The 13,080-nt window shown below is 64.4% G+C and carries 14 protein-coding genes; 4 read left to right on the top strand and 10 right to left on the bottom strand.

The genetic code is table 11. The annotated features are described in order from the left end of the window. Window positions 1-6: 6 nt before the first annotated feature. Genes rapZ through SPHI_RS11765 form a run of 4 tightly spaced genes read right to left on the bottom strand, consistent with a single transcriptional unit; the run spans window position 7 to window position 3,581 of the window. Complete coding sequence (gene rapZ, locus SPHI_RS11750; RefSeq protein WP_076745146.1) at window positions 7-921, bottom strand: RNase adapter RapZ; 915 nt, start codon at window positions 919-921, stop codon at window positions 7-9. Further along, complete coding sequence (locus tag SPHI_RS11755) at window positions 918-1,346, bottom strand: HPr kinase/phosphorylase (protein ID WP_076745147.1); 429 nt, start codon at window positions 1,344-1,346, stop codon at window positions 918-920. The genes rapZ and SPHI_RS11755 overlap by 4 nt, the downstream gene beginning before the upstream one ends. Continuing rightward, on the bottom strand, window positions 1,343-2,908 hold the full coding sequence (locus tag SPHI_RS11760) for a stimulus-sensing domain-containing protein (RefSeq protein ID WP_076745148.1): 1,566 nt from the start codon (window positions 2,906-2,908) through the stop codon (window positions 1,343-1,345). The genes SPHI_RS11755 and SPHI_RS11760 overlap by 4 nt, the downstream gene beginning before the upstream one ends. Then, window positions 2,877-3,581: a response regulator transcription factor gene (locus tag SPHI_RS11765; RefSeq protein ID WP_076745149.1), complete on the bottom strand. Its 705-nt coding sequence runs from the start codon at window positions 3,579-3,581 to the stop codon at window positions 2,877-2,879. Before SPHI_RS11765 ends, SPHI_RS11760 begins: the two co-directional genes overlap by 32 nt. 109 nt (window positions 3,582-3,690) lie before the next feature. On the opposite strand from SPHI_RS11765, the gene SPHI_RS11770 reads away from it, so the two are divergent. After that, window positions 3,691-4,764 (top strand): mechanosensitive ion channel family protein, encoded by a 1,074-nt coding sequence (locus SPHI_RS11770; protein WP_076745150.1) that lies wholly within the window; start codon window positions 3,691-3,693, stop codon window positions 4,762-4,764. Between the two features lie 27 nt (window positions 4,765-4,791). Here SPHI_RS11770 and SPHI_RS15430 read toward each other — a convergent pair whose 3' ends face one another. The 3 genes from SPHI_RS15430 to SPHI_RS11780 all read right to left on the bottom strand — a co-directional run bounded on the left by SPHI_RS15430 (window position 4,792) and on the right by SPHI_RS11780 (window position 6,472). Next, a complete protein-coding gene (locus tag SPHI_RS15430) occupies window positions 4,792-4,926 on the bottom strand; it encodes a hypothetical protein (RefSeq protein WP_269844745.1) in 135 nt (44 codons plus the stop codon). A 131-nt stretch (window positions 4,927-5,057) separates the two neighbouring features. Next, complete coding sequence (locus tag SPHI_RS11775; protein WP_076745151.1) at window positions 5,058-5,504, bottom strand: NfeD family protein; 447 nt, start codon at window positions 5,502-5,504, stop codon at window positions 5,058-5,060. After that, a complete protein-coding gene (locus SPHI_RS11780; protein ID WP_076745152.1) occupies window positions 5,504-6,472 on the bottom strand; it encodes an SPFH domain-containing protein in 969 nt (322 codons plus the stop codon). Before SPHI_RS11780 ends, SPHI_RS11775 begins: the two co-directional genes overlap by 1 nt. A gap of 123 nt (window positions 6,473-6,595) precedes the next feature. Here SPHI_RS11780 and guaB point away from each other — a divergent pair, with 123 nt between their 5' ends. The 3 genes from guaB to SPHI_RS11795 are packed head-to-tail and all read left to right on the top strand — an operon-like array spanning window position 6,596 to window position 9,770. Then, a complete protein-coding gene (gene guaB, locus SPHI_RS11785) occupies window positions 6,596-8,053 on the top strand; it encodes an IMP dehydrogenase (RefSeq protein ID WP_076745153.1) in 1,458 nt (485 codons plus the stop codon). A gap of 6 nt (window positions 8,054-8,059) precedes the next feature. Continuing rightward, window positions 8,060-9,232: an RsmB/NOP family class I SAM-dependent RNA methyltransferase gene (locus tag SPHI_RS11790; protein ID WP_076745154.1), complete on the top strand. Its 1,173-nt coding sequence runs from the start codon at window positions 8,060-8,062 to the stop codon at window positions 9,230-9,232. Window positions 9,233-9,266: 34 nt separating this feature from the next. Further along, a complete protein-coding gene (locus SPHI_RS11795; protein WP_198927871.1) occupies window positions 9,267-9,770 on the top strand; it encodes a tetratricopeptide repeat protein in 504 nt (167 codons plus the stop codon). An 87-nt stretch (window positions 9,771-9,857) separates the two neighbouring features. Here the strand turns inward: SPHI_RS11795 and rsmA are convergent, their stop codons facing one another. Genes rsmA through SPHI_RS11810 form a run of 3 tightly spaced genes read right to left on the bottom strand, consistent with a single transcriptional unit; the run spans window position 9,858 to window position 13,046 of the window. Beyond that, complete coding sequence (gene rsmA / locus SPHI_RS11800; protein ID WP_076745155.1) at window positions 9,858-10,676, bottom strand: 16S rRNA (adenine(1518)-N(6)/adenine(1519)-N(6))-dimethyltransferase RsmA; 819 nt, start codon at window positions 10,674-10,676, stop codon at window positions 9,858-9,860. Beyond that, entirely contained in the window at window positions 10,673-11,701 is a 1,029-nt protein-coding gene (gene pdxA / locus SPHI_RS11805; protein WP_076745156.1) for a 4-hydroxythreonine-4-phosphate dehydrogenase PdxA, read from the bottom strand. Before pdxA ends, rsmA begins: the two co-directional genes overlap by 4 nt. Next, complete coding sequence (locus tag SPHI_RS11810; RefSeq protein ID WP_076745157.1) at window positions 11,679-13,046, bottom strand: peptidylprolyl isomerase; 1,368 nt, start codon at window positions 13,044-13,046, stop codon at window positions 11,679-11,681. The genes pdxA and SPHI_RS11810 overlap by 23 nt, the downstream gene beginning before the upstream one ends. Window positions 13,047-13,080 lie beyond the last annotated feature (34 nt).

A 13,080-nucleotide genomic window follows, 5' to 3' on the forward strand; every position in this document is an offset into this window, starting at 1 on the left:
ATCCGTTCATCGCCCGTCAGGCCGTCCTTCGAGCCCGTCCTGCTGCACTGCCGCAAGATCCCGATGTGTTACCGTGGGGGAAAATGCCGCATTGCGCAACCGAGCCGCTACCCGCTCCGCTACATGCACCGAGCGGTGTCTCCCACCGGTACACCCAAAAGCGATGTTTATATAGGACTTGCCCTGCGCTTGATAGTTGGGAAGCAACAGGAGAAGCAGATCCTCGATCCTGCTTATTGCCGGCTCATAAGCGGGATCCTCCGCTACATACGCAGCCACAGGCGCGTCCATACCAGTACCGGGCCGGAGTTGGGGATCCCAATGCGGGTTACGTAGAAAACGCATGTCGAAGACGAGATCGGCGTCCGGCGGCAATCCGCGGGAGAAGCCGAATGACGTCACGAATATGGCCGGCTCGCTTAGACCCTGCCGCGCGTATCGCCGGCGGATATGCTGCGTCAGGTCAGCGCCGGTATAGCGGCTGGTCTCGATCAACTCCGGCGCCCAGCGCCGCAGCGGCTCCAACAAGAGCCGCTCCTGCTCGATCCCCTCTCGCGCTGGCCGATCCGGCGCCAAGGGGTGGCGGTGCCGCGTCTCGTCATAACGACGCGCAAGTTCATCGGTGGCGCAATCGAGGAACAGGGTGCTGATGCCCTTACGCCCCGCGGCACGCAGCCGATCAACCTGACGGGCGATTGCGCTGGAGTCGAAATCCCGCGTCATTGCGCCGATGCCGATCGCCAGCGGTCGCGCCAGCCCGGTATGGCTGGGCGGGGCATCCGCACCGAGCAGCCGATCGAGCAGGGACAGTGGCAAATTGTCCACCGTTTCCCACCCGAGGTCCTCGAGCGTTTTGAGCACGGTCGACTTGCCGGCTCCGGACAGGCCAGTGACCAATAGGATTTCCGGCGGATTGTTCATGGCAGGTCGTATCTCAGGGCATATTCGACGATCAGTGGCGCGGACGCGGGGCGCGGATCGAGCGTCAGGACGCGTATAGCCACGCCTGCGAACGCCTTCGTTGCTCGTTCCGGCATGCGCTCGACATCGCGGCACAGCCGAACGGCGAGCGTGATCGGCACGCCATCCACATGGGGTAAGGCGACGATACCCAGTCCACGAACTTCTATACGCCCGCGGATCGTCAGCGGCGCGTCGGCCAACAAGTTGTCGTTGTCTCGGCGGATCTCGGTGTAATCGTCTGCCACCAGCTGCGCACCGCGGTCGATGAGCCGCAGGGCCAGATCTGACTTTCCCGAACTTGAATCGCCAAGGATCATGACGCCCCGGCCCTCGATCGCAACGGTGGTTGCGTGAATGGTTTCGCGATCGCTCACGCTGCTCAATGGCCGGCAAGCGGCAGTCGAACCACGAAGCGTGCGCCGCTCAATCGATCCTCCCGCGATTCGACGTGAATGGTGCCCCCATGCGCTTCAACGATGGTGCGTGCAATCGCCAAGCCCAGGCCGGAGTGGCGGCCGAAGTCTTCGCGCGCCGGGCGGATCGAGTGAAATCGGCGGAAGATCGCCTCACGCGCATCCTCCGGCACACCGGGCCCTTCATCCTCGAAACGCAAATCGAGCTTGCCGTCACTCACCCTCGCCGCGATCGACACGATGCCATTATCCGGCGAGAAGGAGACCGCATTGTCGATCAAATTCTCGAACACACGCTCGAGCCGCGCACCCTCTCCCGATACGATCAGATCCTGATCGCTTTGATGATCAAAGCGCAGCCGAACGTCATGATCGATCCCGCGATCCGCACGCTGCTCAAGGATCGCCTCCAGCATCGCGCCGACATCGACCGGCTCGAACTTGGCGCGGCTGAGCTGTGCATCGAGGCGCGACGCATCGGAAATATCGCTGATCAGGCGATCGAGACGATGCACATCGTCGCGCACGATCGCCAGCAGTCGTTCCTGCAAAGCTGTGTCGCGCACGCTGCCAAGACCTTCCACCGCGGATCGCAAAGAGGCGAGCGGGTTCTTCAGTTCGTGCGTCACGTCAGCCGCAAAGGCTTCGGTCGCATCGATCCGGGCGCGCAGGGCCAGGCTCATGTCGGACAACGCTCGCGCTAGCATGCCGATCTCGTCACCGCGCTCGGGAAGTCGCGGAACGACGACCTCGCGCGCACGACCGAGCCGGACGCGCACCGCGGCACGCGCAAGCCGCCGGAGCGGCCGCACGATCGTTCGCGCCAAGAACAGCGAGAGGAAGATGGAGACGAGAGTCACTACCAACAGCACCACGCTCAGCCGGAACCGCTCCACCCGAACCGTCTGGGTCACGTCCCGCGCGTTCACGGTTATCATCAAAACGTCGGGGCCGGTCGGCAGGCGTGCTGCCGCCGTGATCACCGGTGTTCGATCCGGGGCGCGCCAGACGGTGGCTGAAGCATGGCCACCGCCTGCCGTGCGAACGTCGTTCCAAGCCGTTCCGCTATTCTGCTCGCGATAGAGCGGCGCCCGTTTCGCACGGACGACTGTGTCTATCCCGGCGTCGAGGAGGCGAGCGATGCGCTGGCCCCAGCCGTCCTTGTCGGGATCACGAAGTACGACGTTTCGTTCACCTAACGTGCGGCTATCGACGATCAGCGCGCCGTCGGGGCCGTACAGCCGTAATCGTGCGCCATTCGAGCGGGCGAGTTTGCGGATCAGGGGATCGCGATAATGGGCTGGTGCGACGCCCAGCGCTTCGGCCATCAAGCGCACCTCGTCGAGCAGTTGCTCGGTACGGTTGTCGAGCACCCGCGCACGATACGAATCGAGATAGAAGAAGCCGCCCGCTAGCAGCAGCAGCGCGAAGATATTCACCGCCAGAATGCGGCGTGTCAGCGAAACCCGACCCGACCAGCGCAGCGTCAGGTCGCTGCCGTCATTCCTCCGAGAATCGGTATCCGGCGCCATAAAGCGTCTCAATGGCGTCGAACGTCGGGTCGACCTGGCGGAACTTGCGGCGGACGCGCTTGATATGCGAATCGATCGTGCGGTCGTCGACGTAGATGTCGTCCTGATAGGCCGCATCCATCAGCTGGTTGCGGGTCTTCACGATTCCGGGGCGCTGCGCTAGCGTTTCCAGGATCAGGAATTCGGTAACGGTGAGCGTCACCGGCTCGCCGCCCCAGGTGACGCGATGGCGTGCTGGGTCCATCGACAGGCGGCCACGATCGAGCGCGGGTGGCGCTTCCACCTCGCCGGGCTCACTTGCTTGAACAACATCGGTGCGCCGAAGAATGGCGCGGACGCGGGCGATCAGCAGGCGCTGGCTGAAGGGCTTGGCGATATAATCGTCCGCCCCCATCGCGAGCCCGAGTGCTTCGTCCAGCTCGTCGTCTTTGCTGGTGAGGAAAATCACCGGGATCTGACTGCGTTCGCGCAGACGGCGCAGTAATTCCAGCCCGTCCATCCGCGGCATCTTGATATCGAAGATGGCGAGTTCCGGCGGATTTTCGATCAGCGCCTTGAGCGCCGTCTCCCCATCCGAATACACGCGCGTCAGAAAGCCTTCGGCCTGCAACGCGATCGAAACCGAGGTGAGGATGTTGCGATCGTCATCGACGAGCGCGATCGTTGCCGTCATGAAACGGCCGTTAATGCAAAGCGCCGTTCGGCTCAATGCCGGCGGAGCTTACGACCCGGTGCGCTGCAGTGCAGTGGAACCGGATCGTGCGGTGGCATATTGATCCCGCATGACTTTTGACTGGAGCGGCTGGGAAGTCCCGACCCTCATCGCCGATCTCGCGATCGTTGCGGCCGCGGTGCTCGGCGCGCTGATGCTGCATGCGGTAGTTATGATCATCGGCCGGCGTCTCGCTGCGCGAACACCGGACTCGGTCGACGACGCTGCGCTTGCACTGTCCGCGCGGCCGCTGCGTTGGATTGCGGTCGCCGTTACACTCACCGTAAGCCGGCGGTTCCTGGATCTGCCGAAGTGGGGAAACGAACTGTGGCAATTTGCGGCCGGCATGATCGTCCCCGGGCTGGTCGGCTGGCTGCTGATCACGGTGGTGCGGGTGTACGCGCGTGCGGTCGAGCTCCGTTACGACATTGCCGTCGAGGACAATCTGCGCGCGCGCCGCCGGCGGACCCGCACGACGATCCTCAGCCGGATCGTGGTGATTGCGGTCGGAATGATCACGGTTGCGCTGATGCTGCTGTCGATTCCCAGTATCCGCAGCGTTGGAATCACCCTGATGGCCTCAGCCGGCCTCGCGGGCCTCGCCGTGGGTGCCGCGGCGCAACCTGCGCTCAAGAACCTCATCGCCGGGATCCAACTCGCCTTCACCGAACCTATTCGGCTGGACGACGTCCTGATCATCGAAGGTGAGTGGGGCAAGGTGGAGGAGATCCGCCTGACCTATGTCGTCGTGGCGCTCTGGGATGAGCGGCGGCTGGTAGTCCCGGTGTCGCGCTTTTTGGAGATGCCGTTCCAGAACTGGACGCGCAACACCAGCAAGTTGCTCGGCAGCGCCTTCTTCTGGCTCGATCCGACCGCGGATATCGCCAGGCTGCGGGCAAAGTATGAGGAGATCGTTCGCGGCAACCCGCGCTGGGACGGACGCGCCTTTGTGCTCCAGGTGACCGATACGAAGCCCGATGCGATCGAGGTGCGCGTCCTTGCCACTGCCAAGGATGCGCCGACCGCCTTCGACCTGCGGTGCGATATCCGCGAGGCGATGCTGGCCTTTATTCGTGAGGACATGCCCGAGGCATTGCCGCGTCGAAGGTTGATGCACGCCCCCGATTCTATGCCGCAGCGATAGTTCTGGTCAGGCGCGGCGATTGTTCGCTTACGGCTTCAGCATGGCGTTTGATCCGGACGGCACTGCCGTCGGGCTCTTCTCCATGCTGTTCTTGCCGCTCAGATTGATGCCGGTGAATGCAACGATCCAGATCAGCGTGCCGATCGCGAGGATCACGATCATGACGCGCGCCAAGCGAGAGTTTGAGGGCCGAGCCATAGCGGTACAACGCAGCACCCCGCCGATCGATGCCTCGCAAATGAGCTGACATCGGTAAGTCCGTAGTCTCGCGGCGTCGGCCCGTCGGCAGGGTGCTATGCCGGTTCGACCTGTACGATCCCAGCCGTGACCGAAACGATCCGCATCCGCGTGCCGATCGGCGCGTCCGGCCCTGCGGCCGGCCATTCGCCGTCGCCTACCCGGACACGGCCGCGTCCCGACACGATGGGATCCGCGACGACCACCGTCTCGCCCACCAGCCGCCGTGCACGATCGTTTAGCAGCGGATCGGACGTCTCGACCGGATAATCCTGATACCAGCGACGACCGATCAGCACCGTCACGACGCTCCACATGCCGAACACGCCGATCTGCGCAGCCACCGGGAGGTCCGGCAAGGCGAGGGTAGCAGCCGCGACAATCGCCGCCGCGATGGCGAGGAACACAAGGAACACGCCCGGTACTAGAAGCTCCGCAACGCCGAGTAGCACGGCCGCAGCCAGCCAGATCAGCGCTGTATGGGTGGCGAAGTCGTTTGGCATCACTCCGGCCTTCGCTCGCGCACCTGCGGCACCTTGGGCGTGGCACCCGAAGTGCCCGCGGCGTCGCCGAGCGCCGACCTAGCCAGTTCACCGATCCCGCCTAGTGTCCCGATCAATTGAGTGGCTTCGACCGGAAACAGGATTGTCTTGGCATTGGAGCTGGTCGCGAACTTGCCCACGGCCTCGACATATTTTTGTGCGATGAAGTAATTGAGGCTCTGGGTTCCGCCGGTCGCGATTGCATCGGAGACGACCTTGGTGGCGCGCGCCTCTGCCTCCGCGCCGCGCTCGCGCGCTTCGGCGTCGCGGAACGCCGATTCGCGCCGCCCCTCCGCCTCCAGGATTCGCGCCTGCTTCTGACCCTCAGCGCGAAGGATCTCGGAAGCGCGCATGCCTTCCGCCTCGAGGATGTTGGCTCGCTTCTCGCGCTCGGCCTTCATCTGCCGCCCCATGGCGTCGACGATGTCGGCGGGCGGGCGAATGTCCTTGATCTCAACGCGGGTAATCTTGACACCCCAGGGTGTCGTTGCGTGATCGACCACGTTGAGCAGCCGTGCGTTGATCTCGTCGCGCTTCGACAGTGTCTCGTCGAGGTCCATCGACCCCATCACCGTCCGCAGGTTGGTGGTCGTCAACTGCAGCAGCGCGACGTGCATGTCCGAGACTTCGTACGCCGCCTTGGGCGCATCGAGCACCTGGAAGAACACCACCCCGTCGGTGGAGATCATCGCATTGTCCTTGGTGATGATCTCCTGCCCCGGAATATCGATCACCTGCTCCATCATGTTCACCCGCCGCCCGACGCGGTAGAAGAAGGCGGGATAGAAGTTGAAGCCCGGCGCCGCCGTCGTCGTGTAGCGGCCGAAATGCTCGATCGTATATTGATAGCCCTGGCGCACGATCTTGATGCTGGCCATCAGGTACCCGAGCACCAGCACCAGGATCAGCGTGGCGGTAACAAGTGCCATTCGCGGTCCATCCCCTCCGTGATTGTCGCCAGCTTAGCAGGGAGAGGCGAGGGGGCCTAGCGGATTGGCGCCGGTGCGGTTACATGGCGCGCCACTTCCCGCGCGCAACGGATAAGGCACCTCATGGACATTCGCCTCGGCCTCACCTTCGACGACGTATTGCTCGTCCCCGCCGCCTCCGAGGTGCTGCCGAGCGAAGCCGACACCCGCACCCGCGTGACGCGCGACATCGCGCTCAACATCCCGATCCTGTCCTCCGCCATGGACACGGTGACCGAGGCGGACATGGCGATCGTCATGGCGCAGCTAGGCGGCATGGGCGTGCTCCACCGCAACCTGACCGTCGAGGAGCAGGTCGCCGCGGTCCGCCAGGTGAAGCGCTTCGAGAGCGGCATGGTGGTCAACCCGATCACCATCACCCCGCAGGCGACGCTCGCCGACGCGCAGGCGCTGATGGCGCAGAACCGGATCAGCGGCATTCCGGTGGTGGAAGCAAACGGCAAGCTCGTCGGCATCCTCACCAACCGCGATGTGCGCTTCGCCGAAAACCCGATGCAGCCGGTGTCCGAGCTGATGACGCGCGACAATCTCGCCACCGTCCGCGTCGGCGTCGGGCAGGAGGAGGCACGCCGCCTGCTCCACCAGCGTCGGATCGAGAAGCTGATCGTGGTGGACGACGACTATCGCTGCGTCGGGCTCATCACGGTGAAGGACATCGAAAAAGCCGTCACCTACCCGGACGCCACCAAGGACGCCGCGGGGCGCCTGCGCGTCGCCGGCGCGACCACGGTGGGCGACAAGGGCTTCGACCGCACCGAACAACTGGTCGACGCCGAATGCGACATCATCGTCATCGACACCGCGCACGGCCACAATCGCGACGTCGCCCGTGCGGTCGAGCGCGTGAAAAAGCTGTCGAACTCGGTCCAGGTCGTCGCCGGCAACGTCGCGACGGGCGAGGCGACGCGCGCGCTGATCGATGCGGGTGCGGACGGGATCAAGGTCGGCATCGGCCCGGGTTCGATCTGCACCACGCGCGTCGTCGCGGGCGTCGGCGTGCCGCAGCTCACCGCAGTGATGGACTGCGCCAAGGCGGCGGACGGCACCGGCGTGCCGGTGATCGCCGATGGCGGCCTGCGTACCTCGGGCGATCTCGCCAAAGCGCTGGCGGCCGGTGCGGCGACCTGCATGGTCGGCTCGCTCCTCGCCGGCACCGAGGAAGCGCCGGGCGAGACGTTCCTGTACCAGGGTCGCGCCTACAAGTCGTACCGCGGCATGGGCAGCGTCGGCGCGATGGGCCGGGGCTCGGCCGATCGCTATTTCCAGGGCGAGATCAAGGACCAGCTAAAGCTCGTGCCCGAAGGCATCGAGGGGCAAGTGCCGTTCAAGGGCCCGGCACGCGACGTGATCCACCAGCTGGTCGGCGGCATCAAGGCGGCGATGGGCTATACCGGATCGGCGACGATCGCCGACCTGCGCGAACGCGCAAACTTCGTGCGTATCACCGGCGCCGGTCTCAAGGAAAGCCACGTCCACGATGTGACGATCACGCGTGAAGCGCCTAACTATCCGACTCGCTGACGTCCGATGACGCCAGCCGCCCGTACCCAAGCAGCGATCGAACTGCTTGACGCCATCATCACCGGCACTCGCGAAGGCGGCGCGGCGGCGGACACGCTGATCGCGCGCTACTTCTCGACACGCCGCTATGCGGGGTCGAAGGATCGGCGCGCGGTGCGCGAACTTGTTTATGCCGCCATCCGCGCGTGCGGCGAGCCGCCGGTCAGTGGCCGCGCGGCAGTGCGCCTGCTCGCGATGACCCATGAAGGGCTGGCGTCCACTTTTGACGGATCGGCGCATGGGCCCGCATTGCTAGGCGCGGACGAATCAGTAGCGGCACCGGGGATCGTCCCTGCCTGGATCGGCGCGGCTCTTGACCGATCCGGCGTTCCAGCCGCCGAATGGCCCGCGCTGGTCGATCGTGCGCCACTGGACGTTCGCATCCGTCAGGACGCCGACAGCGCCGCTATATTCGCCGCGCTGCCCCAGGCCGAGCCTATCCCTGGCCTGGGCTATGGCATACGGCTTCCCGCCGGTACGGACGTTTCTGCTCTTTCAGGCGTTGTCGAAGTTCAGGACGCGGGCAGCCAGGCGGTGTCGCTTGCGGCCGACGCTTCGCCCGGCATGACGATTGTCGACCTATGCGCCGGCGCAGGAGGAAAGACCCTCGCACTTGGTGACGCGATGGGAGGGCAGGGGCGCATCATCGCCTGTGATGTGGACCGCGCCCGCCTCTCGCGCCTCGCACCGCGCGCTGCCAAAGCGGACTTGTCGATTGTCGAGACTCGGCTGCTCGATCCCGGTCGGGAGGCTGTCGAGCTTGCTGACCTCGCCGGCACTGCCGATGTCGTGTTCGTCGACGCCCCTTGTTCCGGCACTGGTACGTGGCGGCGCAATCCGGAAGCTCGTTGGCGGCTGACGTCCGACCGACTTCGTCGGTTGGTGGCGACTCAAGCGCATGTGCTTGACCTCGCCGCACCCTTGGTTCGGCCCGGTGGCGCGTTGGTCTATGTGGTTTGCTCGCTGCTGGACGATGAGGGCGCAGGGCAAATCAACGAATTCCTGTCGCGCTATCCGGATTGGCAAGTCAGCGCCCCGATGCTGCCATTCGGACGGGATCATGGCCGCGGCCGCCGCCTGACGCCCGCGCATGACGCCACCGACGGTTTTTTCGTCGCACGCCTTCTGGCGCCATGCTAACTTCTTGATCGTTGTGCCGAAGCTGGAGCCCCTGATGCGTTACACGTCCGTCGCCCTCGCCGCTGCTCTCGCTATGGTGTCGATATCGACGTCGCTGCACGGCCAGCGTCCTGACGACCAGATCGATGCCAGGTCGCTGGCATTGCTGGAGCAGGGCAAGGGCGCGCGTGCAGCGGGCAACGTTGATGGCGCGATCGATTTGCTCGAAACGGCTGTGGCGGTTGATCCGCGCAACCGGCAGGCGTTCATTGTGCTGGCGGAATTATCCGAAGCGCGGGGTCTGCCCGGCAAGGCCATCCGCCTTTATCGTGAAGCCTTGTTGCTCGAGCCGAACGATGTCAATGCGCTGCAAGGGCAGGGTGAAGCGCTCGTTGCCAAGGGAGCCGTTGCGCGCGCCAAGGAGAATCTGGCGCGTGTGAAAACGCTGTGTAAGGCGACTTGCCCGCAGGCAACATCTCTCGCCGCCGTGATTGCGAAGGGGCCTCCGGTCGCGACTGCACAAGCGGTGCCGCCGAAGAACCTGCCGTCAAAGAATTGAAGCGCGCGCTGGTGGCGTAACTCATTGCGTCAGGGCGCGAACGCCGACCTACCGCGATCCACGTTCGGTCGCTGCTTCACCAAAGCATCACCCGCTAAGCCGGCGCGCCACCGCGACGAACTCCGCGACGCTCACCGTTTCCGCGCGACGTGTCGGATCGATCCCTTCAGCCTCCAACGCCTCCAGCGCCCCTGGTATAGCGCGAAGACTTTGTCGAAGCATCTTGCGGCGCTGACCGAAGGCTGCTGCGGTCAGCGTCTCCAATCGTGCTAGCTTCACCCCGGCGGGCGCTTCATTCGGCACGATATGTACCACCGCAGACATGACCTTAGGGGGCGGCGTGAAAGCGGAGCGGTGGACGGGCATGGCGATTCGGGGCGAGCTGCGCCATTGCGCCAGGACTGCAAGCCGCCCGTAGGCGCCCGCGCCGGGCGCGGCGACGATGCGGTCGGCCACTTCGCGTTGGAACATCAAGGTGAGGGATTGCCACCATGGCATCCATTCCGCGGACAGCCAGCCGACCAGCAGAGCGGTACCGACGTTGTACGGCAGGTTGGCGGTGATATGGGGCTTGCCCGTGAACAATGGCTGCGGGTCGATCGCCAGGGCGTCACCTTCGATTAAAGACAACTGACCGGGGTACGCAGCTCCAAGTTCATCGAGCGCAGGGATACAGCGCCGATCACGCTCGATCGCTGTAACCTTCGCGCCCGCGCCGAGCAGCGCGCGCGTCAACCCGCCAGGGCCGGGCCCAATTTCCAGAACTTCCGCGCCCGCGAGCTCACCAGGGATCCGGGCAATTCTTCCGAGCAACTGCGCGTCAAACAGAAAGTTTTGACCAAGCGCCTTGGACGCGCTAAGTCCATGCCGCGCGATCACGTCGCGCAGCGGGGGCAACTCGGTCATAGCTGGGGGCAAGCGGCCCGATGCGCAGAGGCTTCGGCCGCCATCGCAATCGCCGCGATCATCGCGCCGGGCTCGGCGCGATCCGTGCCGGCCAAGGCAAAGGCGGTGCCGTGATCCGGTGAGGTACGCACTACCGGCAGACCGAGCGTGATGTTGACCCCTTCGTCAAAGTGCAGCGCCTTTAGAGGTATCAGCGCCTGGTCGTGATAGCAGCAAATGGCAGCGTCATATTGCGCACGGGCGCGTTCGTGGAACATCGTATCCGCTGCAAAGGGGCCTGTCGCGTCGATCCCTTCTTCGCGCAGCAAAGCGATCGCGGGCTCGATCACGTCGATCTCCTCACGGCCAAGCGCGCCCGATTCGCCCGCGTGGGGATTGAAGCCAGCAAAGGCGAGGCGGGGTGTCTCGACACCGAAATTCCGGCGCAGCCCACGCGCCGTCGCCCGGCCTTTGGCCACGATCAGATCGATCGTAAGCAATGACGCGACCTGAGCCAGCGGCACATGCGTGGTGATCGGCACCACACGCAGCGATGGCCCGGCAAGCATCATCACCGCATTGTCCTTGGCAACGCCGAAGCGTTCGGCGACGAACTCCGTCTGGCCGGGATGGGTGAAACCGATATCGTAGAGCTGCGCTTTCGAAACAGGCCCGGTAACCAAGGCGCTCGCCGCGGCCGAGCGCGCCAGGCCCGCGGCAAGCTCCAACGAATGCAGCGCGCAGCGCGCGCCATCCGCATCCGGGCGGCCCGGGACGATCTCTCCAGCGTCGTCAACGGTCAAAACAGGTAGGGCGCTGCCGAATGCGCTCGCTACATCGCGCAAGTCGGTGATGCGAGCGATTGGTCCCTGCCACACGCGTTCGATTGCCCGCGCATCACCAACAGCGAAGAACGGCTGCAATCCGGCTGCGTCACGTGCCGCCCAGGCCTTGGCAATCACCTCCGGCCCGATCCCGGCGGGATCACCCATGGAAACCGCAAGGGGCGCTATCGAGACGATCTTAACGATACTCCACGATGGCATCGCGCCGCAGGTCGCGAAGCGCCTGCTGCGCGCGCAAGTTGACTCGCTGCTGTTCAAGCTGGCTCTGGATCTGCTCGGAGCCGGGCAGTTGCGCCGCGGCGGCGTCATCACGTCCGCACAGCACCAGCGTGCGAACACCTTCTTGAGGGTTGCCGAAGGGTGGTGTCGCTTGCCCAACCTGCAGATTGACCATGATGTCCTGCAACGGTGCCGGCAGATCACGAATGCGGATGGCGTCGTTCTGTACCACCTCGGCGTTGATCGTCGCGGCGACCTTCTCCACAGAGCCGCAGCCCTGTAGTTTCGTGATCGTTGAGGCGAAGCTCGCAGTTCGCTGCGAGGCCTGGGCCTGCGTAGTACCGGCCGGGAACTTGATCGTCATTTGCTTCAGGCTAAGCCGTGCATCGCGCGCATTGGCCGTCAGGACTTGCCGTTTGTCGACAAGATACAGGATCGAAAATCCTCCCGGAACCGCAATCGGCCCGACCACCTGGCCGACTTGCATCTGCGCCGCTGCCTCGCCCAATTCCGGCGGCAGTTGCGCACCGCGGACCCAGCCAAGATCACCATTAACGCCGCGCGTCGATGCTTCCGAGAAGTTGCGCGCGAAGTACCCGAACGGTGCCTGGCCCTTCTGAATTTCGGCGATCAACTGACGCGCGTTGGCGTACACTTGTTCGGTCTGATCCGGCGTCGCCGACAGATAAATTTCATTCAGGTGGAATTCGTCGGTGCCCTTTGCCGCTTCCAGCCGGTCGAGGATCGCTTTCACCTCTTCATCGCCGACGTTGACGAACGGTTCGACGCGGCGCCGCAAATAGCGCTGCCATGCCAGCTCCCCTTCGATCTGGCGCTTCATGGATCGCTCGGACGATCCCTGTTCGCGCAAAAAGGTTCGGAACTGTTCAGGCGTCCGATTGAAGTTCTGCGCAACCCGCACGAAGCTTTGGTTCAGCTCATCGTCGGTAATCGTGATGTCCGCGGTCTTCGCCTGCTGGATCTGCAGCACTTCGTCGATCAACTGGCGCAGCACTTGAAGGCGAAGACGGTCAAGATCCTCCGGCTTCAGTTCAACATTGTTGGCGGCCGTGATCAGCGCCATACGTTGATCCACATCGGTGCGGGTCAACACATTGTCATTGACGATGGCGGTCGCCTTGCGAACGTTGGGATCAACGTTGCCGAAAACCTGAAGATTCTGCGGGATGTTGAGGCCAGTGTTATCCGGCAGTGTCTGATCCTCGACGGTCACCGGCCCGGCCTGCTGACCGATTGCCGTACCGGTTGCGGCCAGCGCCAGCACCATTCCCGCGAGGCGGCCGAACCGCGCCGCCTTGTTGCCCATCGTCTTCACTCGTCCCGGAATCCCATCTTGCGCG

The organism is Sphingomonas jeddahensis (genome assembly GCF_001981525.1).
Lineage (GTDB): Bacteria > Pseudomonadota > Alphaproteobacteria > Sphingomonadales > Sphingomonadaceae > Sphingomonas > Sphingomonas jeddahensis.

Excerpts from the sequence above, each read along its gene's own strand:
- SPHI_RS11780 (WP_076745152.1), bottom strand. The coding sequence starts at position 6,472 with ATGGCACTTGTTACCGCCACGCTGATCCTGGTGCTGGTGCTCGGGTAC.
- SPHI_RS11770 (WP_076745150.1), top strand. The coding sequence starts at position 3,691 with ATGACTTTTGACTGGAGCGGCTGGGAAGTCCCGACCCTCATCGCCGAT.
- SPHI_RS15430 (WP_269844745.1), bottom strand. The coding sequence starts at position 4,926 with ATGATCGTGATCCTCGCGATCGGCACGCTGATCTGGATCGTTGCATTC.
- SPHI_RS11760 (WP_076745148.1), bottom strand. The coding sequence starts at position 2,908 with ATGGCGCCGGATACCGATTCTCGGAGGAATGACGGCAGCGACCTGACG.
- rapZ (WP_076745146.1), bottom strand. The coding sequence starts at position 921 with ATGAACAATCCGCCGGAAATCCTATTGGTCACTGGCCTGTCCGGAGCC.
- SPHI_RS11765 (WP_076745149.1), bottom strand. The coding sequence starts at position 3,581 with ATGACGGCAACGATCGCGCTCGTCGATGACGATCGCAACATCCTCACC.
- SPHI_RS11790 (WP_076745154.1), top strand. The coding sequence starts at position 8,060 with ATGACGCCAGCCGCCCGTACCCAAGCAGCGATCGAACTGCTTGACGCC.
- rsmA (WP_076745155.1), bottom strand. The coding sequence starts at position 10,676 with ATGACCGAGTTGCCCCCGCTGCGCGACGTGATCGCGCGGCATGGACTT.
- SPHI_RS11810 (WP_076745157.1), bottom strand. The coding sequence starts at position 13,046 with ATGGGCAACAAGGCGGCGCGGTTCGGCCGCCTCGCGGGAATGGTGCTG.
- SPHI_RS11795 (WP_198927871.1), top strand. The coding sequence starts at position 9,267 with ATGCGTTACACGTCCGTCGCCCTCGCCGCTGCTCTCGCTATGGTGTCG.
- guaB (WP_076745153.1), top strand. The coding sequence starts at position 6,596 with ATGGACATTCGCCTCGGCCTCACCTTCGACGACGTATTGCTCGTCCCC.
- SPHI_RS11775 (WP_076745151.1), bottom strand. The coding sequence starts at position 5,504 with ATGCCAAACGACTTCGCCACCCATACAGCGCTGATCTGGCTGGCTGCG.
- pdxA (WP_076745156.1), bottom strand. The coding sequence starts at position 11,701 with ATGCCATCGTGGAGTATCGTTAAGATCGTCTCGATAGCGCCCCTTGCG.